General features: G+C 63.3%; 22 protein-coding genes, 1 tRNA gene and 2 pseudogenes. 13 read left to right on the top strand and 12 right to left on the bottom strand.

The genetic code is table 11. From position 1 onward, the window contains the following. Positions 1-53 precede the first annotated feature (53 nt). Both NXT3_RS03830 and NXT3_RS03835 read right to left on the bottom strand, forming a co-directional pair. The gene (locus NXT3_RS03830) at positions 54-335 is read right to left on the bottom strand and encodes a hypothetical protein (protein ID WP_337441793.1); all 282 of its coding nucleotides are present in this window, start codon (positions 333-335) and stop codon (positions 54-56) included. Positions 336-368: 33 nt separating this feature from the next. Next, on the bottom strand, positions 369-1,166 hold the full coding sequence (locus NXT3_RS03835; RefSeq protein ID WP_104838808.1) for a DUF899 domain-containing protein: 798 nt from the start codon (positions 1,164-1,166) through the stop codon (positions 369-371). A 91-nt stretch (positions 1,167-1,257) separates the two neighbouring features. On the opposite strand from NXT3_RS03835, the gene NXT3_RS03840 reads away from it, so the two are divergent. The 4 genes from NXT3_RS03840 to NXT3_RS03860 all read left to right on the top strand — a co-directional run bounded on the left by NXT3_RS03840 (position 1,258) and on the right by NXT3_RS03860 (position 4,752). Continuing rightward, entirely contained in the window at positions 1,258-2,475 is a 1,218-nt protein-coding gene (locus NXT3_RS03840) for a hypothetical protein (RefSeq protein ID WP_037413163.1), read from the top strand. Between the two features lie 49 nt (positions 2,476-2,524). Beyond that, positions 2,525-3,157 carry a Vgb family protein gene (locus NXT3_RS03845; protein ID WP_037413166.1) on the top strand — a complete coding sequence of 211 codons (633 nt, stop codon included), beginning with the start codon at positions 2,525-2,527 and terminating at the stop codon, positions 3,155-3,157. 310 nt (positions 3,158-3,467) lie between these two features. Continuing rightward, positions 3,468-3,761 carry a hypothetical protein gene (locus tag NXT3_RS03855; protein ID WP_104838809.1) on the top strand — a complete coding sequence of 98 codons (294 nt, stop codon included), beginning with the start codon at positions 3,468-3,470 and terminating at the stop codon, positions 3,759-3,761. Between the two features lie 319 nt (positions 3,762-4,080). Beyond that, complete coding sequence (locus NXT3_RS03860) at positions 4,081-4,752, top strand: hypothetical protein (protein WP_141471720.1); 672 nt, start codon at positions 4,081-4,083, stop codon at positions 4,750-4,752. Between the two features lie 106 nt (positions 4,753-4,858). On the opposite strand, the gene NXT3_RS03865 is transcribed toward NXT3_RS03860, so the two are convergent. From NXT3_RS03865 to NXT3_RS03895, 7 genes are all read right to left on the bottom strand, one after another. Next, positions 4,859-5,902: a fatty acid desaturase gene (locus tag NXT3_RS03865; RefSeq protein WP_104838810.1), complete on the bottom strand. Its 1,044-nt coding sequence runs from the start codon at positions 5,900-5,902 to the stop codon at positions 4,859-4,861. A gap of 86 nt (positions 5,903-5,988) precedes the next feature. Continuing rightward, positions 5,989-6,348 (bottom strand): DUF6481 family protein, encoded by a 360-nt coding sequence (locus NXT3_RS03870; RefSeq protein ID WP_037413174.1) that lies wholly within the window; start codon positions 6,346-6,348, stop codon positions 5,989-5,991. A 174-nt stretch (positions 6,349-6,522) separates the two neighbouring features. Beyond that, positions 6,523-6,732: a cold-shock protein gene (locus NXT3_RS03875; protein ID WP_037413176.1), complete on the bottom strand. Its 210-nt coding sequence runs from the start codon at positions 6,730-6,732 to the stop codon at positions 6,523-6,525. A gap of 281 nt (positions 6,733-7,013) precedes the next feature. Continuing rightward, entirely contained in the window at positions 7,014-7,259 is a 246-nt protein-coding gene (locus NXT3_RS03880; RefSeq protein ID WP_037413178.1) for a hypothetical protein, read from the bottom strand. 470 nt (positions 7,260-7,729) lie between these two features. Beyond that, the gene (locus NXT3_RS31895) at positions 7,730-7,870 is read right to left on the bottom strand and encodes a hypothetical protein (RefSeq protein ID WP_199773321.1); all 141 of its coding nucleotides are present in this window, start codon (positions 7,868-7,870) and stop codon (positions 7,730-7,732) included. A 60-nt stretch (positions 7,871-7,930) separates the two neighbouring features. Beyond that, complete coding sequence (locus NXT3_RS31575) at positions 7,931-8,128, bottom strand: hypothetical protein (protein WP_141471723.1); 198 nt, start codon at positions 8,126-8,128, stop codon at positions 7,931-7,933. 591 nt (positions 8,129-8,719) lie between these two features. Next, a tRNA-Gln gene (locus tag NXT3_RS03895) sits at positions 8,720-8,793 on the bottom strand. 296 nt (positions 8,794-9,089) lie between these two features. Between NXT3_RS03895 and NXT3_RS03900 the strand changes: the two genes are divergently transcribed. Genes NXT3_RS03900 through NXT3_RS03910 form a run of 3 tightly spaced genes read left to right on the top strand, consistent with a single transcriptional unit; the run spans position 9,090 to position 11,766 of the window. Next, positions 9,090-10,646 carry a Ppx/GppA phosphatase family protein gene (locus NXT3_RS03900; RefSeq protein ID WP_199773322.1) on the top strand — a complete coding sequence of 519 codons (1,557 nt, stop codon included), beginning with the start codon at positions 9,090-9,092 and terminating at the stop codon, positions 10,644-10,646. Next, a complete protein-coding gene (locus tag NXT3_RS03905) occupies positions 10,643-11,380 on the top strand; it encodes an RlmE family RNA methyltransferase (RefSeq protein ID WP_097526360.1) in 738 nt (245 codons plus the stop codon). Before NXT3_RS03900 ends, NXT3_RS03905 begins: the two co-directional genes overlap by 4 nt. Positions 11,381-11,382: 2 nt before the next feature. Beyond that, a complete protein-coding gene (locus NXT3_RS03910) occupies positions 11,383-11,766 on the top strand; it encodes a VOC family protein (RefSeq protein WP_097526359.1) in 384 nt (127 codons plus the stop codon). Positions 11,767-11,855: 89 nt separating this feature from the next. Here NXT3_RS03910 and NXT3_RS03915 read toward each other — a convergent pair whose 3' ends face one another. Next, the gene (locus tag NXT3_RS03915; RefSeq protein ID WP_104838813.1) at positions 11,856-13,265 is read right to left on the bottom strand and encodes a DHA2 family efflux MFS transporter permease subunit; all 1,410 of its coding nucleotides are present in this window, start codon (positions 13,263-13,265) and stop codon (positions 11,856-11,858) included. A 168-nt stretch (positions 13,266-13,433) separates the two neighbouring features. Here NXT3_RS03915 and NXT3_RS03920 point away from each other — a divergent pair. The 5 genes and pseudogenes from NXT3_RS03920 (at position 13,434) to NXT3_RS03940 (ending at position 18,819) form a co-directional block, all read left to right on the top strand. Beyond that, positions 13,434-14,413 (top strand): annotated as a pseudogene (locus tag NXT3_RS03920) (MBL fold metallo-hydrolase). Between the two features lie 190 nt (positions 14,414-14,603). Further along, complete coding sequence (gene guaB, locus NXT3_RS03925) at positions 14,604-16,106, top strand: IMP dehydrogenase (protein ID WP_104839927.1); 1,503 nt, start codon at positions 14,604-14,606, stop codon at positions 16,104-16,106. A gap of 78 nt (positions 16,107-16,184) precedes the next feature. After that, positions 16,185-16,601 (top strand): MAPEG family protein, encoded by a 417-nt coding sequence (locus NXT3_RS03930; RefSeq protein WP_097539231.1) that lies wholly within the window; start codon positions 16,185-16,187, stop codon positions 16,599-16,601. 196 nt (positions 16,602-16,797) lie between these two features. Continuing rightward, positions 16,798-17,822, top strand: a pseudogene (locus NXT3_RS03935) (zinc-dependent alcohol dehydrogenase). Positions 17,823-17,943: 121 nt separating this feature from the next. Next, positions 17,944-18,819, top strand: coding sequence for a dienelactone hydrolase family protein (locus tag NXT3_RS03940; RefSeq protein WP_095677913.1), 876 nt, complete (start codon positions 17,944-17,946; stop codon positions 18,817-18,819). Positions 18,820-18,861: 42 nt separating this feature from the next. Here NXT3_RS03940 and oxyR read toward each other — a convergent pair whose 3' ends face one another. Together oxyR and NXT3_RS03950 are read right to left on the bottom strand one after the other, a co-directional pair. Continuing rightward, positions 18,862-19,773 (bottom strand): hydrogen peroxide-inducible genes activator OxyR, encoded by a 912-nt coding sequence (gene oxyR / locus NXT3_RS03945; protein ID WP_104838814.1) that lies wholly within the window; start codon positions 19,771-19,773, stop codon positions 18,862-18,864. A 66-nt stretch (positions 19,774-19,839) separates the two neighbouring features. Then, positions 19,840-20,790: a LysR substrate-binding domain-containing protein gene (locus tag NXT3_RS03950; RefSeq protein ID WP_037413222.1), complete on the bottom strand. Its 951-nt coding sequence runs from the start codon at positions 20,788-20,790 to the stop codon at positions 19,840-19,842. A gap of 207 nt (positions 20,791-20,997) precedes the next feature. Here NXT3_RS03950 and NXT3_RS03955 point away from each other — a divergent pair, with 207 nt between their 5' ends. Continuing rightward, positions 20,998-21,294, top strand: coding sequence for a DUF1127 domain-containing protein (locus NXT3_RS03955; RefSeq protein WP_097526355.1), 297 nt, complete (start codon positions 20,998-21,000; stop codon positions 21,292-21,294). Positions 21,295-21,569 lie beyond the last annotated feature (275 nt).

Raw genomic sequence — 21,569 nt, forward strand, 5'->3', positions numbered from 1 at the left:
AGGCGCACTGTCTTCGTGAACCGCTGGCAGTCGCGGTCGAGAAGGTCGGCGCATCACGTCCGGCGGGCTGGTCTTCTCCGGCCGGAGATCAGTCTAAGCCAGGGCGCCGAATGGAAGGCGCTCATCAGCGCGTACATCGGGATCATGCCGGTTACGGCTGGCGCATCGCCGGCGGACGAGCAGAGCATGTCCGGCGGAGTGCCGAGAACGCCGGCAAGAAGCGCCATGACGGCGAAGGTCGGCGCCGCCGCCAAGGACAGAACGTCGGCCGTGCCGAGGGCGGTGGTGTTGCCGCCCGGGTCGCCGCCAGAGCCGCAATCGGAGGCCGGCGACAAGTTCAAACTGCTGGAGTGGCGCAACATTGGAGGTCAGCCCCGGCCGTACTCGTCGTTTCGGCGCCACCAGACACCGGTTTCGTTGCGCCCCAGAGGGGCACGGTCGAGCCACTGATACATGCCCCATATGCTGTCCAGTCCGCGCGCATAGCTGGAATAGCTATGGTAGACGTCGCCGTCGTCGAGCACGAAGGCACTGAGGCCCGGCCTGTCGCGCGTATAGGTGGCGACGTCCGTTCCGGTCATGGCGGCGATCTGCGCGACCGGCCCCTCGCTGCCACGCAACTGCCATTCCTGTACGGTCTTTCCTGCGAGCGGCTCGGGTGCGGGCGGCTCGCGGCGGAAGTTGTATTCGATGCGGCCTTCGCGCTGTTCGTCTGCTGTGAACCAGACGCTAAAATCGCGATTGAAGTCGCCATCGTTCGAGGATGCCCAGGGAAAGCTCCAGCCCATCCGTCGCTTGTAGGCCTCCAGTTTGGCGAGTGGCGCGCGAGATATCGCCGAAAAGGCGACGTCGTGGTTCTCGAGATGGACGACGATGCCGTCGAATCCGTCGGCGATCGCGGAGCAGGAGGGGCACCCGGCGGTGTAGTCCGGCCCAAACATGAAGTGGTAGACGAGCAACTGTGAGCGGCCCCGGAAGAGGTCCTTGAGCGAGGCGCTGCCTGCGTCGGTCTCGAAGCTGTAATCCTTGTCAATCTTGACCCAGGGCAAGGCTTGGCGCTGCCGCGCCAGCTCGTCGCTCCGGCGGGTCAGCTCCTTCTCGGCCTTCAGCAGTTCCAGCCGTGCCGCCAACCATTCTTCGCGGCTCCCGGTCCTCTGTTCCGTCATCGCTCGTCTCCTTCTTTCGGCTTGTTGGGTCTACGGCTAGACTAGCTGCGGATGTCCAGGCGGCGGGAGTTACAAGTGTGACGGGATTTCGATGGATTCGCTGATCACCGCTGCGGCGCGCGCGCTTGCCACGGGAGATCCGCTCGGCGCCTTGAAGCGGGTGGCGCTGCGCGACGACCCGCCCGCGCTGGCGCTGAGGGGTATCGCGATGGCGCAGCTCGGCGACCTCGCCCGGGCAAAGAGCCTCCTCAAGAATGCCGGGCGTGCCTTCGGTCCAAGGGAGGCCGTGGCCCGCGCCAGATGCGTCGTCGCCGAGGCCGAAATCGCCCTCGTCTCGCGCGATCTCTCCTGGCCCGAAAAGGCGCTCGACACGGCGCGGGCGACGCTCGAAAAGCATAGAGACTGGGTAAATGCCGCGCATGCGAGCAATCTCAAGGTGCGGCGCCTGCTCCTGGTCGGCCGGCTCGACGAGGCCGAGCGCGCGCTCGGTGAGATCGACCCCGCACCGCTTCCGCCCGCCGCGCGCGCCGCCTATGAGCTGGTCGTGGCCGGGATCGCAATCCGGCGCCTCAGGACGAAAGCAGCCCGGGCAGCACTTGCGCGCGCCGAGCACGCTGCGCACGAAGCCGATATCCCCGCACTGGCGGCGGAGGTCGAGAGCGCATCCCTCGTCCTTGGTTCTCCGGCGGCACGGCTGATCGCCCGGGACGCGGCGCACCCCTTGCTGCTCGAGGAAGTCGAAACATTGCTGGCGTCGGAAGCGCTTGTGGTGGACGCCTGTCGCCATGTCGTGCGGGGCGGAAGCGCGACGGTGTCGCTCGCGACGCGGCCGGTCCTCTTCACGCTGGCGCGCGCGCTCGGCGAAGCCTGGCCCGGCGATGTGCCGAGAGGCGTGCTCGTTGCACGTGCCTTCCGGGCCAAGCATGCCGATGAATCGCATCGCGCCCGGTTGCGCGTCGAGATCGGCCGGCTTCGGGCGGAGCTTGGGACGTTGGCGGAGGTGGTGGCGACGAAGCGCGGCTTTGCCCTGGCGCCGCGGACAGGCGAGGTCGTGGTGCTGGCGCCGCCCGTCGAAGGGCGGCACGCGGCGTTGCTCGCCCTTCTTTTCGACGGCGAGGCGTGGTCGAGCTCGGCGCTGGCGATCGCCCTTGGTAGCAGCCCGCGCACGGTGCAGCGCGCCCTGGAAGTGCTTGTGGCCGCCGGCAAGGTGCAGTGCTTCGGCCGCGGCCGGGCGCGCCGCTGGATGAGCCCGCCGGTGCCGGCATTCCCGACAGTCTTGTTACTCCCCGGCCCGCTGCCGGGTGACTAGGATCAGCGCATCAAGATAACCGCTGCAACCGATCGAATGGGATGAACAGATGAAACACGCTCAGGCCGAAATTCTCCGCGAATACGGACCCTTTGAGGGCGCCGACAACGTGCATGGCGTCACCTTCGACGGCGAGCATGTCTGGTTCGCGTCCGGTGACAAGCTCAATGCCTTCGATCCGGCAAGCGGCGATACGGTGCGCGCGATCGACGTCGCTGCCCACGCCGGCACGGCCTTCGACGGCCGGCATCTCTATCAGATCGCCGAGGACCGCATCCAGAAGATCGATCCCAGGACCGGCCGCGTGCTTTCGACGATCCCGGCGCCAGGCAACGGCGGCGATTCGGGGCTCGCCTGGGCGGAGGGAACGCTCTGGGTCGGACAGCACCGCGGCCGGAAGATCCATCAGATCGATCCCGAAACCGGCGCGGTCCTTCGCACCATCGAATCCAACCGCATCGTCACCGGCGTCACCTGGATCGACGGCGAGCTTTGGCACGGCACCTGGGAGGGCGACGAGAGCGAAGTGAGGCGGGTCGATCCTGAGACGGGCAAGGTGTTGGAAGCCCTCGACATGCCCGCCGGAATGGGCGTCTCGGGTCTCGAATCCGATGGCGGCGATCGGTTCTTCTGCGGTGGCGGAAAGAGCGGGAAGGTGAGGGCGGTGCGGCGGCCGCGGTGAGGCCCGCCGCGGATTACCGACAGCTCGATATTGGCGCTCCGCCGAAGTGCCACAATGGGGGGAGCGGCCTGCCGTGGCGGCATATTGGACCGGAAGTCCGCGTGAGCGTCAACCGCCTCACGCGGCCTCGATCGCGGCGACGTCGATTTTCTTCATGGTCATCATGGCATCGCTTCGAGGCTGACTGAATGAAACCTGAGGGCAGTTGCTATTCTCGAAATAAAGGCGCAGGGTCCAACCTTCAGTAGCAAATGTCACGGGCGCTATTGCTTGAGGGCTAGATACCCTGGCCCCAATCAAGGAGGGCGCCATGTCTTCCACCACACGCCATATATCGCCCTCCGATAGGGAAATGATCCGGTCAGTCTTAGACGAAGCTGGCTATCGCGCGGATGTCCTTGTCGATGATCCGAGGTTTTTTGAGACTGCCACATTGCTGGTCACTAAGCTGTTGCTTGCGGGTGTTGAATCCCGGTCGGGCCTAGCGGCGAAGCTCGAGTATCAATTGGGCAAGGCCGGCAAGCACAGGCAACCGCCTGGATCGCAGTTGGGCCGCTACGCCATCCAAGGTCTACCAGTCGAGCTGCAACGCCTCACGAGATGAGCGACTCATGAGATGAGCGAGGTTCCTCGCGCTCGTCATTTTGCGGCCCCTCCGGAAGACGCTTGTAGATGCCCGGGGAGGAGATCTGGAAAATCGATCAAGCCGGATTTCGATCTCGGTGGCCAACCGCCTTCGGGTGACCCCGGCATCGATCGGCACCGACAGTTCAGGACCTACCTCGAGATAACGGCCCACCGGCTCCTTCGGATATAAAGTCATGCCCCAACCGTACTGCTCAATATCTGCCCTCCGGATGAGCGTCCTTCTATCAGCAACTCTGTTATTCAGCTCGAGCGCATTTGGCCAGGCGACACCGCGGGTGCCCGCCAATGCCGAGGCAAGCCGTTACGGATCCGGCTGGGAGTGCAATCGCGGGTTCAGAAAACAGGGCAATTCCTGCGTTGTAGTGATGGCTCCCGACCACGCGTTCCTAACGAATAAATCCTATGGCAAGGGCTGGGAATGCCACTACGGATTCGCTGAAGAGGGCAACCGGTGCCTTGCCGTCCGGGTGCCTGCAAATGCCTATCTTGACCCCTACTATGGCGATCGCTGGAAATGCATGCGGGGGCATCGCCGCAACGACACTGGATGTGAGCTTATCGAGGTGCCGGATAATGCGTTTTTGTCGGACACTGCCCTTAATCAGGGGTGGGAATGCGAGCGCGGTTACCAGAATGTCGGGCGCAAATGCGTAGCGTTGATCGTGCCTGAGCACGCTTATCTGACGACCAGCGGGAACGAGTGGATTTGCGATCGTGGTTTCGAACAGAAGGGCGAAACCTGCGTTGCCGTCCAAGTTCCGAAAAACGCATTCTTCGTCGATACGACCTATGGTCAGAAATGGAAGTGTGATCGCGGGTTTGAATCGAAAGGAACCACGTGTTCAGAGGTCAAGCTTCCTGAGAATGCGCATCTCGATTCTTCCGGTAACGCCTGGGAGTGCAACCGACCGTATCAGCTCCGCAGCGGCGTCTGCAGCATGGAATAGCGAGCTCCGAACAAAGGCGGCTTCAGCCGAGTGTATTCCGCACCGCGGCGCGCTCATTTGGAAAGCGCTATGGTGTTTCGGCTTAAAGCTCAGCAAATAAGGGTGGTTATGGTGCGTGAACGGCGGCATCGGCGGCGTCACGGAATGAAACGAGTTTTTGGTTTCTATCGTCCCAAAGGACAAGCCTAACACACCGAAAGCTTTCCCAAAGCGTGATGCGGCCGATACGCGCGAGTTGTGGGTGGTCACGCAGAACCTCCGGCAATCTGTAGTATGGGATCCTGCTCGATAGGTGATGCACGTGATGAATGCCGATATTGCCGGACAGCCATCGCAGTACCAGCGGCAGGTCATAGTGGGACGCACCGTGTAGGGCCGCCCGGGGAAAACGCCAATCCTCGCCGGCCGACCAGTGCGTCTCTTCAAACTGATGCTGCACGTAGAAGAGCCAGATGCCGGCCGTGCCCGACAGGAGCACGATCGGCAGGTGGATCAACAGGAAGGGCAGGAATCCGATCGCCCAAGCCATCAAGGCGGCGCCTGTCACGATCGCAACGTTCGTCGCCATCGTCGAGATCCAGGGCAGCGCACCGCCCGTCATCATTCCGAACGGCAAGCGCTGCTTGAGGAGAAAGAGCCACGCGGGGCCGATGCCGAACATTACCAGCGGATGCCGATAAAGGCGGTAGCCCAAGCGCTTCATGGGAGAAAGTGAACGGTACTCTGAGATCGTGAGCGTGGTGATATCGCCGACACCCCGCTCGTCCAGATTGCCGGCCGAGGCGTGATGAGCGGCGTGCGCCCGGCGCCAGTAATCATATGGGGTCAGCGTAAGCACGCCGATGGCACGCCCTGTCCAATCGTCGAGGCCGCGGCGAGCGAAGAACGAGCCGTGGCCGCAATCGTGCTGGATCATGAAAAGCCGCAGAAGGAAGGCTGCGGCCGGAATGATTGCGATGAGCCCGAACCAGAACCCGCTGGCGAGGGAAAAATAGGCGACGGCCCAGAAGCCGGCGAGCGGGACGATGGTGACAAGAAGCTCGAAGGCGCTGCGTCCAATGCGGGGCTGACGGTATTTCGCAAGCGTCTTCAACCAAGCTGCGGCATCATTTTCGGCAAGCGAAGCCGGCGGGCAGACATGTGCATTCATCAAAACTGGTCCGTGTTCCTCGACTCGTAAATCATCTGCCAGGCTGTGGCCTTGCGCCTGAGCTTCAGTTGCAATGGCTGAAGGTGTCAGGCCTGACGAGCCTTGCGTGCCGCATAGCGGCGATCGCGCTCGGCTTTGCGGGCAGCCTCGGCCGCCACGGCACGTGAAGCGTGATCGGCAATTTCAGCCTGCCGCGCTTCGGTTTCTTTCCGCTCCATGGCTTCGGCCGCCGCCATCGCTGCTGCGGCTTCCGCCCGCTTCAGCGCTTCGCGTTCGGCGCGACGAGCCTCGCGTGCAACCGCCACTGTTTCGCGGGCGGCAAGCCGCTCCTGCATCTCCGGGTCGGTTGCCTTGGGGGCGGCGGCGAATTTTGCCAGAAGCTGACGCTTGGCTTCGGCCGCAGCAGTACGGCGCTCGGCAAAGCCATTGTCGTTCGGGTGTCTCAATGGAAAATCCTTAATTCTCGCTGGTGACGAGCCGGTCACGCTCTCGGAAAGAAAAGACGGATGTCGTGCCGGCAAATAGAGCCTCAGAACAGAAAAAGGCCAGACATCCGCCTGGCCTTTTCGAACTTCTTGCCGCCATGCCAGTACATCCGTGGTCATCGGCGGCTAAAAGCTTTAGGCAGCGCGGAGCTGGCCTGCGGACATTTTGCCCGACTTGTTGTCGCGCTCGAGCTCGAAGCCGAGCTTCTGGCCTTCGACGATCGAGTTCATCCCTGAGCGCTCGACGGCCGAAATGTGAACGAACACGTCGGCGCTGCCGTCGTCAGGCTGGATGAAGCCGAAGCCTTTGGTGGAATTGAACCATTTAACTGTGCCAGTGGTCATAACGAACCCTTTCTTAGCAATATTGATCACCGCTGGGCGACGCACAGCGGGCATTTTTCGACTTTTGAAAGGAGAAGTTCGTTAAGAAGCGCGAGGCGCAGCAAAAACAAATATCGGCAAACAAAGTATCGATGGTGTCCAGTACAGCTTTTTGACCGGCGCGTCAACTTCTTGTTTTGAGTTTCGCAGATATACTACCTTTGCTAGAAATCGGGGGATGAGTCACCCTGCCGCCTTGCCACGCAAAGGGGAACGCCGGGAAGTGCGTGAAGATCGTAACTTCACATGCCCCGCCGCGGCAGAGGGTATGCATCGGCTTCGTAAAGCCTCCGCATCTGTTGACCATCGTAGCGGGCTTCGTCGACCTCCAGGACGGAGCCGCGAAGCATCGCGACCGGCATATCCTCGATCGCAAAGCGAATTGCTTCCGCGGCCGATTCAAACCTCTTGTATCGAAGGCGGCTCGTTCTTCTCACGGTCTTACATGGATAAAGTCCTGCGCCGGCACTGTAATCAAACGTCGCCATGGAGCCGCTCCTTGGGGGCGAACAAAGCGTCGGCTGTCCTCATACGCTTTTCAAGGCGCCTCTGCCTTTCAACTGGCCTGAGTTCCCGCATCCTGCGGACTTGTCTGGCGCGTATCTCCTGCAACTTGGCAGCATTTGAGCCTTCGGGCATTGCGCGCGAAAATAGGCTTTCCGCCACGTGGCGGGTCGTGTCTTTCATAAGGGGTATCCTAAGACTGGATGCGCGCCGGGATAACTTGTAGCGCGATTATCTCCTGCCATGGGCGGAGTTCGAAACGTTGCAAATCGGGAGTCGCCAAGCACCCGGACGAACCGGGGATCACGTAGCCGAAAGCTGAAACGCAGTGTTTAGGTGGTGACGCGTACTGTCCAATTCAAGACGGCTACTGCTGCCCGCCGAAAAGCGCAACGTCCTTGGCCTCACCGACGCGGCAGAAGCTATAGGCCCGGCGCCTCTACTTCCGTGAGAGTCACTTCTGCTTCTTTCCGAGACCTAACCCGCTGTTCGCAAACTTTGCGGTCGTGCCCTGCAGGCCCGCGCCCGGAGCCACGGTCTTGTCTTTTTTCGGCTTTCGCTTTTCGCGATTGCTTCTAGCTTGGCCCTTGGCCATCTGATGCTCCTGAATTTTCGGTTTATGATCGGTTGCGCTGCGGCGTCAGCGCACTCTTACTCAGCAAGGACGAAGCTTTGCGCCACGAAAGCAGGAAAGCCTGGCGGCTCGCGCTGCCAAGTTGAACCGTTTGATGCGCGGTGCTGCCGCTGGCTCGCCTTTACCATTATGCTGAAGCCGAACGTTTTCGCCGTAACCAAATTCGCTGACGCTGACGAGATTACGAGCGACGATGTGAAGGTGGAGGTCGGAAGACATGCTGTCCTCCTTTCTTTGGGGCCAGGACACCAAGGCCCCGAAGCAGCAGCGCCCTGACAATGGCTGCTGACGTTGAGAACATGCGCCCTTTAGCAGCCAAGCGCAAGGGCGCCGGCCGTTTTGCTACTTGTCGAACGATGTTCTCGTGATGACGCAACGGATCGCCTAGTTCTCCGGTAACAGGCGACACTTGCCCTTAGGGCCTTCATGCAGAGACTGTAGTGTGCCTGATCTGAACGTCGCAGATCGGGACTGCTGGCAGCTTACCGTCGCGGCGTGATACCGACCCTGGCCAGCATCCGTGTCAACGGGGCCACCGAAGCCGTCTACGTGAGGGACGGTCATTTCCCTGCTTTCTCCACATCATGCAACCGCTCAACGAGAACTCTTATATTCTTTGGGAGTTTGGGGATGACTGTGAACACGGGAAGTGATCGGAGAAAAGCGACGTTGGAGTCGGTTGCCATCACCTGCCGGATATGCGTCGCCACGTCCCTGTGGGGCTTCTTCATGTCGCCGTCCCTAAAGAGGAATAACACCACGACTGAGAGAATGTTCCCTAAAAGGGGTTTGTGGCGGACAGGCAAGAATTGGCTGGGGAACCTGGATTCGAACCAGGACTAACGGAGTCAGAGTCCGCTGGTCTACCGTTAACCTATTCCCCAAGACCTGCAGGCGTGGTCGCCCGCGTCGGTGTGGCGGGCTTATAAACAAAAGAACCGCCGATGCAAATACCTTTTGGCAAAAAAATGCGGCCGGCCTGTGGTGAAGGCGCGATCCGTCGGTCACGACGATCCGGAGCGTCGGCCTTCGCCCGCAAGGCGGCGGAGAATTGGGGCGAATTCGAGCCTTAAAAAAAGTTTGGCGAAAAAGGGCGGCGCTGGTACAGTCGCGCCAACGCAAAATCGAGAGAGCGCCTTGAGCGGCCGGAAGGCTTCGCGCGGCGCGATGGTTGAGACAAGTGAAAGACCCCGAACACGGCGCAACGCCGTCTGAATCCGGGGCGTCGGCAGCAGGTCGTGGCGAGGCGCATAAGCTTGTGCCGCGCGGCGGCAAGGGGAAACGGAGGCGGCGCAAGCCGTCCGGTTCGCCGTCTGCAATTGCCAGCCCATCCGGGCTTTCCGGAGAGGCAGGGCGTCCCGCAGCACTGAACGAAGCGGAGCCGGCGCGCAAGCGCAAGCGGCGCCGCCGTTCGAAGGCCGCAAGGCCGCAGAGTCAGGCTGCCGCCGGCGTTTCCGGCGCCGCCACCCACGAGCCACCGATCACCGACAAGAAGGGCCAGAAGCGCGGCAAGAAGGCGCGTCAAAGGCGTGGCCTGCAGGGGCGGCCGCTCGCTTCCAGCGGCAAGCCGCTGACCTCCGACCGGCAAGCCTCGCGCGATGTTCCGGCCGCGCCGCAGCAGCCGCGCAAGGACGAGGTGCGCGCTCCCTATCTTGCGCCCAGCGAGCCACCGGCGCCGCTTTATGCGGCGCTCGATCTCGGCACCAACAATTGCCGCCTGCTGGTCGCCCAGCCGACCCGGCCGGGGCAGTTCCGCGTCGTCGACGCCTTTTCCCGCATCGTCCGGCTCGGCGAGGGCCTCGGCGCCAGCGGCAGGCTCTCCGACGATGCGATGGAACGCTCCGTCGAAGCGTTGAAGATCTGCGCCGGCAAGCTCAGTGCCCGGTCGATTCGCCGACGTCGGCTGATTGCCACCGAGGCGGCGCGCGCCGCCGAAAACGGCGAGGCCTTCCTCAAGCGCGTTGCCGAGGAAACCGGCCTCGATCTCGAAATCATCGACCGCGAAACCGAGGCGCGGCTTGCCGTTTCCGGCTGCTCCTCGCTCGTCGATCGCGAGACCAAGTCGGTCGTCCTCTTCGACATCGGCGGCGGCTCGTCGGAAATCGCGGTGATCCGCATCGGCGACAACCGCTCGAGCCGGCTTGCCAACCACATCACCCATTGGACCTCGCTGCCCGTCGGCGTCGTTACCCTGTCCGAACGCCACGGCGGCGAGCATGTCACACCTGATAGCTTCGAGACGATGGTGCGCGAGGTCGAAGGCATGCTCGACCGGTTCGACGGCCCCTCGGTCGAAGCGCTGGAAAGCGCCTCCGGCAGCGGCTTCCACCTGATCGGCACGTCGGGCACGGTGACAACGCTGGCCGGCGTCCATCTCGACCTGCCGCGCTACGACCGGCGTCGCGTCGACGGTCTCTGGCTCTCCGACGAGGAGGTCTCGGCGATGCAGGCACGGCTGCTCTCCTGGGATTTCGCCGCGCGGGCCGCCAACCCCTGCATCGGTCCGGACCGAGCCGATCTGGTACTTGCCGGCTGCGCCATCCTCGAGGCGATCCGCCGCCGCTGGCCGTCGAACCGTATGCGTGTCGCCGACCGTGGGCTCAGAGAGGGTCTGCTGACCGACATGATGGCCGATGACGGGGCCTGGCGGCGCGGGCGTCCGCGTCGCTACCAGCAGCGCGGCTCGGCCCTGGCGAGCGAAGAGCGGCAGAGGTGCCACGAAGGGAACAAGGCATGACGAAATCCCCGATCGGCGGCAACCGCAGCGGCCGCAAGCTCGGCCAAAAGGTGAAGAAGGGCAAGCTCAAGGCATCCTCGCGCCGTTGGCTTGAACGGCACATCAACGACCCTTACGTGCAGCGCGCCCAGCTCGAGGGCTATCGCGCCCGGGCGGCTTTCAAGCTTTTGGAGATCGACGAGAAGCACAAGATTTTGGCCGGCGCCCGGCGCATCATCGATCTCGGCGCCGCACCCGGCAGCTGGTCGCAGATCGCTGCCAAGGTGACGAATTCGACCGATGCGGATCCGCGCGTCGCCGCAATCGACTTTCTCGAGATGGACCCGATCCCGGGGGTCCGCTTCCTGCAGATGGATTTCCTCGACCCCGAAGCGCCGGAAAAGCTCAAGGAGGCGGTCGGCGGCACGCCCGACCTCGTCATCTCCGACATGGCGGCGCCGACCACCGGCCATCGTCAGACCGACCATCTGCGCACCATGCATCTCTGTGAAGTGGCGGCGCATTTTGCAGTCGACGTGCTCGCCAAGGGAGGGCACTTCCTGGCAAAAACCTTCCAGGGCGGTACGGAGCGCGACCTTCTCAACATGCTGAAGCAGAATTTCCGCCAGGTCATACATGTGAAGCCGGCCTCATCGCGCGCTGAATCGGTCGAGATGTTCCTGCTCGCCAAGGATTTCAAGGGTCGGCAGAAGGCCGGCACAGAGACGGAAGCCGAAGAAGAGGCGGCGGAATAGGCATGTTGCTCTACGTGACGGTCGGCACCAACGACCTCGAACGCGCCGGCGCGTTCTATGACGGCGTGCTCCCAACCCTCGGCTACCGCCGCCAGCGGTGGGACGAAACCGAGATCGGCTACGGCGCCGATGGTGATATGCGCGTCCGCTTCTGGGTGGTCACCCCGTTTAATCGCGAGCCTGCCACCTATGGCAACGGCGTGAGCATCGCGCTCGTGGCCGAGACACGAGGCGCCGTCGATGCCTTTTATGCCGCGGCGCTTGCAAACGGCGGCACCGACGAGGGCGCGCCGGGGCTGCGGCCGTTCCACGCGCATTTTTATGGCGCCTGGGTCCGCGATCTCGATGGCAACAAGATTGCCGCCGTCTGCGAGCGGCCGGAATAGGGCAGGATACGTACGGCCCGTCTGAGAAGACAATCGAGGTGGACCCGCCCCCCTCTGCGATGTTCCCATAGAGCAGTCTGATTAGAGAGCTACTTACCGGCCGTCGCCTCGGCTTCCCGCAGCGCCTTTCGATGGCCGGAGACGGAAGCGCCGGCATTCTTCGCCATCGTCAAAAACGGGATCGCCGCCAGCAGATTGGCGGCCGCGATGATCATGAAGGCGATGTGAAAGTCGTCGAGCGCCAGCGGTCCGCTGCCGATCGCGGTTCGGATTTCCAGGATCGCGCCCGCCACCGCCACGCCGAGCGCAAGGCTGATCTGCTGCAGCACGGCGCTCATCGACGTTGCCTTGCTGGCGTCGGCGTCGTCGATGTCGGCGAAGGAAAGTGCGTTGACGCTGGTGAAGAAGAAGGAGCGGGCAAAGCCGGCGATGAGCAGGATCGTGAGCATGACGAGGTAAGGCGTCGCCGGCGTGAAGAAGCCGTTCACGAAGGTGGTGCCGGCGGCGATGATGGCGGCAATGATCAGCGTCGTGCGGAAGCCGGCAAAGGCGAGAACGCGGCGGGCGAAGAATTTCGTGGTGATCGCGCCGACGGCGCCGATGAAGGTGATCAGCCCCGACTGGAACGGATTGAGGCCGAAGCCGATCTGCAGCATCAGCGGCATTAGGAACGGAACGGCGCCGACGGAGATGCGGAAGACCGTGCCGCCGATCGAGGCGGCGCGGAAGGCGCTGTCGCGAAACAGCCCGAGGTCGAGCACCGGTGCCGGATGGCGGCGCGCGTGGAAGATGTAAAGGAAGGTCGCGGCAATGCCGGCCGCGACGGAAGCGATGCCGACCGCCGGCGGCAGGGCCGGCAGGCTGATGACCGAAAGTCCGAAGACGATGCCCGAGGCGGCGATGGCGCCGAGCAGAAAGCCGAGAATGTCGACCGGCGGCGGGTTCTGCCGCTCCATCTCCGGCAGGTAGATGCCGGAAAGCACATAGCCCGCAATGCCGACCGGCACATTGATCAGGAAGATCCAGTGCCAAGAGAAATAGGTGGTGATGAAGCCGCCGAGCGGTGGGCCCGCCAAGGGTCCGACGAGAGCCGGAATGGTGAGCAGCGCCATGGCGGAGACGAGCTCGCTGCGCGGCGTGCCGCGCACCAGCACGAGCCGCGCGACCGGCGTCATCATCGCGCCACCCATGCCCTGCAGGAAGCGCGCCAGCACGAAGGCGACCAAGCTGTCTGCGACGGCGCAGAACACCGATCCGGCGACGAACACGAGCATCGCCGTGCGGAAGATGCGCTTGGCGCCGAAGCGGTCCGCCATCCAGCCGCTCAAGGGAATGAAGATTGCGAGCGCAACCATATAGGAGGTGAGCGCCAGCTTGAGCGTGATCGGCCCGACGCCGATGTCATGCGCGATCGCCGGGAGCGACGTCGAAATGACGGTGGAATCCATCTGCTCCATGAAAAGAGCGACGGCGAGGATCATCGGGACGATGCGGTTCATGAGAGACCTTGGATGCGGGGTCGGCGTCCGGTAGACGGTCCCGATGGCTTTGTCGAGGCAAACCGGCGATTGCAGATCAAATGCCTGTGATCCGGCTGACCTTTTCCGTCAAGGCCGCTACTTCTTGCCTGCTGGCATGCAAGGGCAGCGCCAATTACAGGAGCGATCATGATCACACAGAGTTTGAAGCGCCGAACCCTGTCGGAGCGGGAGCGGCTGCCTTGGCGACGCCGGGCCTGTTGAGTGGAATTGCCAATGCTCAGGAAAGTGCAAAGGGTGCCATGACGGATGACGCGGCTTTCAAGGCCTTCAAGCTCGGCACCTTCAAGGTGACGGTGATCAGCGACGGCACGCGCGCCTCGCAAAATCCGCACGAAACCTATGGTACCAATCAGCCGGCGGAGGCGGTATCCGCGCTACTCGAGCAGAATTTCCTGCCGACCTCCGGCTTCATCAACGGGTTCTCGCCGGTGCTGGTCGATACCGGATCGGAGATCGTGCTGTTCGATACGGGGCTCGGCGAAGGCGGCCGGGAGGCAGGGACCGGAAGGCTCGCCGACGGCATCCGGGCCGCAACCTATACGCCGGAGCAGGTCTCGGTCGTCGTCATCACCCATATGCACGGCGATCACATCGGCGGTCTTGTGGAAGGCGGCAAACCGGCCTTTGCGAATGCCCGCTATGTGACCGGACAGGTGGAGTTCGACTTCTGGAAGGATCAGGCCCGTGTCGGCACGCCCGCCGAAAACGGTCATAAGGCGGTGCTTGCCAAGGTCGTGCCGCTGGCGGAAAGGACCACCTTCGTCGCCGACGGCGCCGAGGTCGTGCCGGGGATCAGCGCCATCGCCGCTTTCGGCCACTCTCCGGGGCACATGATCTACAGGCTCGAATCGGAGGGCAAGGCGCTGATCCTGACCGCGGACACCGCCAACCACTAGGTCCTGTCGCTGCAGCGGCCCGATTGGGAAGTCCGCTTCGACATGGACAAGACGGCCGCCGGCGCCACCCGGCGCAAGGTGTTCGATATGATCGCCACCGATCGGCTGCCCTTCATCGGCTATCACATGCCTTTTCCCGCGGTCGGCTTCGTCGAGCGGCGGGACCAGGGCTACCGCTTCGTGCCGGTAACCTACCAGTTCGACATCTGAATCCGGCGCTTTGTTGCTCTGCAACAACAAATATGCGGGGCCCGGGAAATTTCCGGGCCCCGACTATTTCCATTCTGACATATCCGTGTTACGAGCCCTCGCCAACTTCCAAGACAAGCTTTGAAGTCACCCGGTGGACAAGTCGCTGATGGTCCCCGGGGATTTTCGTATATTCGAAGAGGAACTGGCCATGGCGCGCATCATCGAAACGGCAACCGGTCTGGAGGCTTTGACCTTCGACGACGTCCTGCTGCAGCCGGGACATTCCGAGGTGATGCCCGGCCAGACGAATATCGCGACCCGCATAGCCCAGGATATCGATCTCAATCTGCCGATTCTTTCGGCCGCCATGGACACGGTCACCGAGGCGCGACTCGCGATCGCCATGGCCCAGGCCGGCGGCGTCGGCGTCATCCACCGCAATCTGACGCCCGCCGAACAGGCCGAAGAGGTCCGCCAGGTCAAGAAGTTCGAAAGCGGCATGGTCGTCAATCCGGTGACGATCGGACCGGACGCGACGCTGGCGGACGCGCTGGGCCTGATGAAGGCGCACGGCATTTCCGGCATTCCGGTCGTAGAGAACGGCGGCAGCGGCGGCCAGAAGCAGGGCCGCCTCGTCGGCATCCTGACCAACCGCGACGTCCGCTTCGCGTCCGATCCGGCGCAGAAGATCTATGAACTGATGACGCGGGAAAACCTCGTCACCGTCAAGGAAAGCGTCGATCAGCAGGAGGCCAAGCGCCTCTTGCACAAGCACCGGATCGAGAAGCTGCTGGTCGTCGATCCGGAAGGCCGCTGCGTCGGCCTGATCACGGTCAAGGACATCGAGAAGTCGCAGTTGAACCCGAACGCCTCCAAGGACTCCCAGGGACGGCTTCGCGCCGCCGCTGCGGTCAGCGTCGGCGACGACGGCTTCGAGCGCGCCGAGCGACTGATTGACGCCGGTGTCGACCTGATCGTCGTCGACACCGCGCACGGCCATTCGCAGCGCGTCCTCGACGCGGTCAGCCGGGTGAAGAACCTTTCGAACTCGGTCCGCATCATGGCCGGTAATGTTGCAACGGCGGACGGCACCAAGGCTTTGATTGACGCCGGCGCCGATGCCGTCAAGGTCGGCATCGGTCCGGGCTCCATCTGCACCACCCGTATCGTTGCCGGCGTCGGCGTGCCGCAGCTCGCCGCGATCATGGCGGCCGTCGAGGCGGCGCAGGCCTCGGGCATCCCGGTGATCGCCGACGGCGGCATCAAATATTCCGGCGACCTCGCCAAGGCGATCGCCGCCGGCGCGTCTGCCGTCATGGTCGGCTCGCTGCTCGCCGGCACCGAGGAAAGCCCCGGCGAGGTCTTCCTCTACCAGGGCCGTTCCTTCAAGGCCTACCGCGGCATGGGTTCGGTCGGCGCCATGGCGCGCGGTTCGGCCGACCGCTATTTCCAGGCGGAAGTCCGCGACACGCTGAAGCTCGTGCCGGAAGGCATCGAGGGCCAGGTGCCGTACAAGGGGCCGGTCGGCGGCGTGCTGCACCAGCTCGCCGGCGGTCTCAAGGCGTCGATGGGCTATGTCGGCGGCGCGACGATCAAGGACTACCAGGAGCGCGCCACCTTCGTGCGCATCTCCGGCGCCGGCCTTCGCGAGAGCCACGCCCATGATGTGACGATCACCCGCGAGAGCCCGAACTATCCGGGCGCCGCTTGATATCTTCCCTGGGACGCCGTCCGGCGTCCCACTTTCTTTCCTCAAGCGTTCCATTCGAGACTTTGAAGCGGAGCACCGATGACGGGGTTCGAGATATTCTGGCCCGTGGTCGCCCATGTCGCGCTGGTCTTCGCGCTCTATGCGCTCCTCTCGACGCGCCGATCTGCGGTTGTGCGCGCCGGCAAGGCGGAGCCATCTGAGTTTCGCGAGAACCGGGGAGAGCCGAGCGAGAGCCTGGTCGTGCGTAACAGCATCGCCAACCAGTTCGAACTGCCGGTGCTCTTCCATGCCTGCTGCGTGCTTCTCTACATCACCGCAGCTGACAATCTTCTGGCGGTGGGCCTTGCCTGGGTGTTCGTCGGATCCCGCTACGCGCACGCGTTCGTTCATGTGACCAGCAACCGGCTCCGCCATCGCGGCCCTCTCTTCCTGGCCGGCTTTGTCATGCTTGCAGCCATGTGGGCCTGGCTCGCCCTCTGGATGGCGATGAACTGACGATCGCCGTCAGTCGGTCCGACTGTCTCAGCTCGGAGACAATCTCCTGCTCGAAACGTCCGGCGCTTGATGAGCGTCAAGGGACCCCGGCCGGCCCTGCCGCTAAGCCTGCATCCGTCAACGCGCTGCTTTGGCGGAGGGTAATGCGGCGCTGGCACAATTTCCATGCCAACATTGAACATCGGAGGAGATCGATATGGCCGGAATGATGAAAGCCGCCGTGGTGTGCGAATTCGGCAATCCGCTTGTGATCGAGGAATTGCCCATACCGCAGCCTGGACCGGGGCAGGTTCTGATCAAATACGAGGCCACGGGCGTGTGCCACACCGACCTGCACGCCGCCAAGGGCGATTGGCCGGTTCGCCCCAATCCGCCCTTTATCCCCGGCCATGAGGGTGTCGGCTACGTCGCCAAGTCGGCGCCGGCGTCACGCGGCTGAAGGAGGGCGACCGCGTCGGCGTCCCATGGCTGCACACGGCCTGCGGCTGCTGCACGCCATGCCGAACCGGCTGGGAAACGCTGTGCGGCAGCCAGCAGAACCAGCGGCTATACGGTCGACGGTACTTTTGCCCAGTACGGCCTGGCGGATCCGGATTTCGTCGGCAAGCTGCCCGGCAAACTGGAGTTCGGTCCGGCCGCACCGGTGCTTTGCGCCGGTGTGACGGTCTACAAGGGCCTGAAGGAGACGGAGGTGAAACCCGGCGAATGGGTTCTCGTCTCGGGCATCGGCGGCCTCGGCCACATGGCCGTGCAATATGCAAAGGCCATTGGCATGCATGTCGCTGCGGCCGACATCTTCCCGGACAAGATCGCGCTTGCCGAAAAGCTCGGCGCCGACCTCGTCGTCGATGCACGGGCGGGTGACGCTGTCGAGGAGGTGCAGAAGCGGACCGGCGGTGTCCCCGGGGCGCTGGTCACAGCGGTCTCGCCAAAGGCGATGGAGTAGGCCTACCGGATGCTGCGTTCAAAGGGCACCATGGCCCTCATCGGTCTGCCACCGAGCCAGATCTGCCTGCCGGTCTTCGACACGGTGCTGAAGCGCATCATGGTGCGCAACTCGATCGTCGGCACCCGCCAGGATCTTGAGAAGCCTTGGAATTTGCCGGCGAGGGCAAGGTCGGGGCCCTCTTCTCCTGGGACAAGATCGAAAACATCAACGCCATCTTCGAGCGCATGGAAGAAGGCAAGATCGACGGCCGCATCGTTCTCGACCTGAGTTGAGGCATCGATCACAGCAAGTAACGCAGTTTTGACGTGTACCTGCCGCCCGCTGACCTATCCTGTCGGCGGGCGGCGCGGCTATCGCTGCGCAGCCTTCGGAAAAACGCCGGAGGAGAGCGTCATGAACAAGCCTGAGATCACCCAGGCAATGATCGATGCCTATGACGAATACACCCATCTGACCCTGGATCGCCGTCGCTTCATGGAGAGGCTGACGGCTCTTGCCGGTTCGGCGGCGGCCGCCGCGGCAATCGCCCCGATGCTGGCCGCCAACAGCGCCAAGGCCGAGGTGGTCGCCGCGACGGACGAGCGGATCAAAGGCGAGGACATCACCTATCCCGGTGCCGATGGCGAGATGAAGGGCTATCTGGTCAAGCCGGCCAGCGCATCCGGAAAACTCCCGGCGGTCATCGTCATCCATGAGAATCGCGGCCTCAACCCACATATCAAGGATGTCGCCCGTCGCGTCGCCCTCGAAGGCTTCGTCGCGCTCGCTCCGGATTTCCTGTCGCCCGACGGCGGCACGCCGAGCGACGAGGACAAGGCGCGCGAAATGATCAGCGCGCTCGACGCCGGTGAGACCAACTCCAACGCGGTGGCGACCGTCGCCTTCCTCAAGGGACATGCGGAAAGCACCGGCAATGTCGGCGCGATCGGCTTCTGCTGGGGCGGCGGCATGGTCAATCGCCTGGCGGTGAACTCGCCTGACCTCAAGGCCGGCGTCGCCTATTACGGCTCCCAGCCGAAGGCCGAGGATGTGGCGAAGATCAAGGCCGCCATGCTTCTCCACTATGCGGGGCTCGACGAGCGCATCAATGCCGGCATCGAGGCTTACCGCAAGGCCCTGACGGAAAACGGCAAGGACGCCACGATCCATGTCTATGAGGGCGTCAACCATGCCTTCAACAACGACACCTCGGCCGCCCGCTACGACAAGGCGGCGGCCGATCTCGCCTGGGGGCGGACGATCGAGTTCCTGAAGACGAAACTCGCTTGATCGCGCCGAGTTCCGGGGTGGGCTGATCGCTGGCCGTTCTCCCTACCCCTCGGTCCCGCTGGATATCGAGCGGGCACAGTCGACGATCGCTTCTGCCAGCGCGTCCATGTCGCGCCGGCGCGGATTGCTGCGGCGCCAGATAAGGCCGATCTCGCGCGCCGGGCCGGGATCGGCGAAGGGTACGATGCGGATCGCGTTGCGTGCCGCCTCGCTCGGTATAGCAGTCTCCGGAATGAGCGTCATGCCCATGCCGTTCGCCACCATCTGCAGAAGCGTCGCCATCGAGGTGGCGCCGAAGCTCATCAACTGCCGTTTTCCGGCCGTGTTGCAGACGGCCAATGCCTGGTCGCGCAGGCAATGGCCTTCCTCGAGCAGCAGCAGTTGCGAGATATCGACCTGCTCCTCCGTCATCGGCGACATCAGCACGTTGCGGTCGTTGTCCGCCACGGCCATGAAAAACCGGTCCGAAAACAGCGGGCGCGTGGCGATGCCGTCGGCATCGATCGGCAGCGCGGCGACGACAGCGTCGAGGCGGCCGTCACCAAGGTCGGCGACCAGCCTGTCGGTCAGCGACTCCTTGAGCTCGATTTCGATATCCGCATATCGCGCCCGCAGATAGGGAATGAGCTGCGGCACCAGATAGGGCGCCAGCGTCGGGATGACGCCAAGGCGGATGCGCCCTTCGAGCGTTCCCGAATTCGCCCGGGCGCTCTCCTCCAGCCGGTCGACTTCGGCCAGAATCGCCCGGACCCGCACCAGCACGTCCTCGCCCTTGACGGTCAGAAACACGCCGCCGCGGCTTCTCTCCACGAGCTTGACCCCGAGATGCTCTTCCATCTCCATGATCTGCGCCGAAAGGGCCGGCTGGCTGACATGGGCGAGCTCGGCCGCGCGGCCGAAATGGCGGGCCGTGGCGAGCGCATCGAAATAGCGCATCTGGCGAAGCGTCAGCATGATAGGACATGCTTATTGAAAAGCAGCTAGCAGCACAATTGCAGATTATGCAGTTCGTGAGCCCGCTTACCAGCCGGGCAGCATATGGCTCTGCCTCAGGCGCGGATAGCGCGGATAGCCCTTGATGTCGTTGTCGAGGTCGTCATTGACCGCGATCGGCGTGATGTTGTCGAGGCAGGCGGTGATGTGATTGGTGATGGCGTTCGACAGCGAGGGCGAAAGTCCGGGCCGCTTCATGATGCCGATCTGCACCGGCGCGAGAGCCGGGAATCCGTCGGCGAGCGTCAAGACCTTCATGCCGGGACGAAGCGCCGACTCCGGCAGCACCGAGACCGCCATCCCGGCAAGCACCGCGGCAGCGACGACCGTCGACGACCAGCTTGTGAACAGGATCTGATACTCGCGGCCGGTCGCATCGAGCGCGGCACAGGCGGCCTGGCGCCAAACGCAGTCGCGCCGTCCGACAGCAAGCGGGATCGGCGCATTTTCCGGAAGCGGATGGTTGATTGAACTCACCCAGCAGAGCGGCTCGGTTCTCACCACGTCGGAGGGCCGAACCCGCGGATTGTGGGTGACGAGCGCGATGTCGAGGTCGCCCTTTGCCATCTTCTCGGCGAGATCGGCCGAGGGCTCGCAGACTATGTAGAGTTCGACATTCGGGTGGGTCTTCGCAAAGCGGCCGATGATTTCGGGCATGTAGCGGTCGGCATAGTCGTCGGGCGTGCCGATCCTCAGCGTGCCTTCAAGCCTGTTGTCGTCGAAGGAGGCGATCGCCTCGTTGTTGAGGCGGATCATCCGCCGGGCAAAATTCAAGAGCCTGTCGCCTTCGACGGTCAAGCGGTTGCCGCGCCCGTCTTTCATGAACAGCGGCTTGCCGATGCGTTCCTCTAGCCGGCGCATCTGCATCGACACCGCCGATTGGGTCTTGAAGACGCGATCGGCCGCCTTGGTGAAGCTGCCCGTGTCGGCGATGGCGACGAAGGTTTGCAACTGATCGATGTCGAGCGGTGCGGACATGGCCGGTTACCCATAAAATTGTTTGATGAATATCATTAGAAACATTCGTTGGACTGATCAATAAGGATTTGCGATTCATAGCGTGCAAATCACGTCGATCCTCCCGGCGACTTCACCGCCGATCAACCACATCGTTCCCGCCTGCCACTGCGCGTGACCTCCGCGCAGTGGCATAGGCCTCTTCGTGCCCGAAAAAGGAGTTTTGTCATGCGCACGACCCAACACGCCCTCGATCTCGACCTCGCTGCTGGCAAGCCGTCGCTTGCGTCCCGTTCGGCAACGGTCATCGGCGTGCTGACGGGTGTCTGGCGCCTGTACCAAGACCGCCGCCAGATTGCGCGTCTGCATGATCTCGACGATCGGCAACTGCTCGACATGGGGCTGAAACGCGAAGATCTGCACGAGGCCATGACCTCGTCCTTCTTCGACAGTCCTGGCTGCTTCCTGACGCGCGCGTCGAGAAATCGGGCGAACCTCTTCTACCGGGGTGTCCGCCACGATTGACATTCCCCGTGGCGCGTCCGCCCCGCGTCGCGCGTCTGCACAGGCGCGCAACTCTGCAGGATGCGTCATTTGCGGCATGATGCGGGGAAAGCCTGCCGCCATCGCGCGTATCATGCCGCGAAATTCCAGCTACGGTGATGCTGATCATCGATGCGTTCCCCGCAGGGTATGAGCCAATAGACCCTGCCGCTTGCCCGGTACATGCCAAGACATGTACCGGGCTTTTTTTCTGGGGAAAAAGCAAGTTCGGGAAGGCGTTTGCCCCTCATCCGGGC

The sequence above is a fragment of the Sinorhizobium fredii genome, assembly GCF_002944405.1.
In the GTDB taxonomy this organism is placed as follows: Bacteria; Pseudomonadota; Alphaproteobacteria; order Rhizobiales; family Rhizobiaceae; genus Sinorhizobium; species Sinorhizobium fredii_C.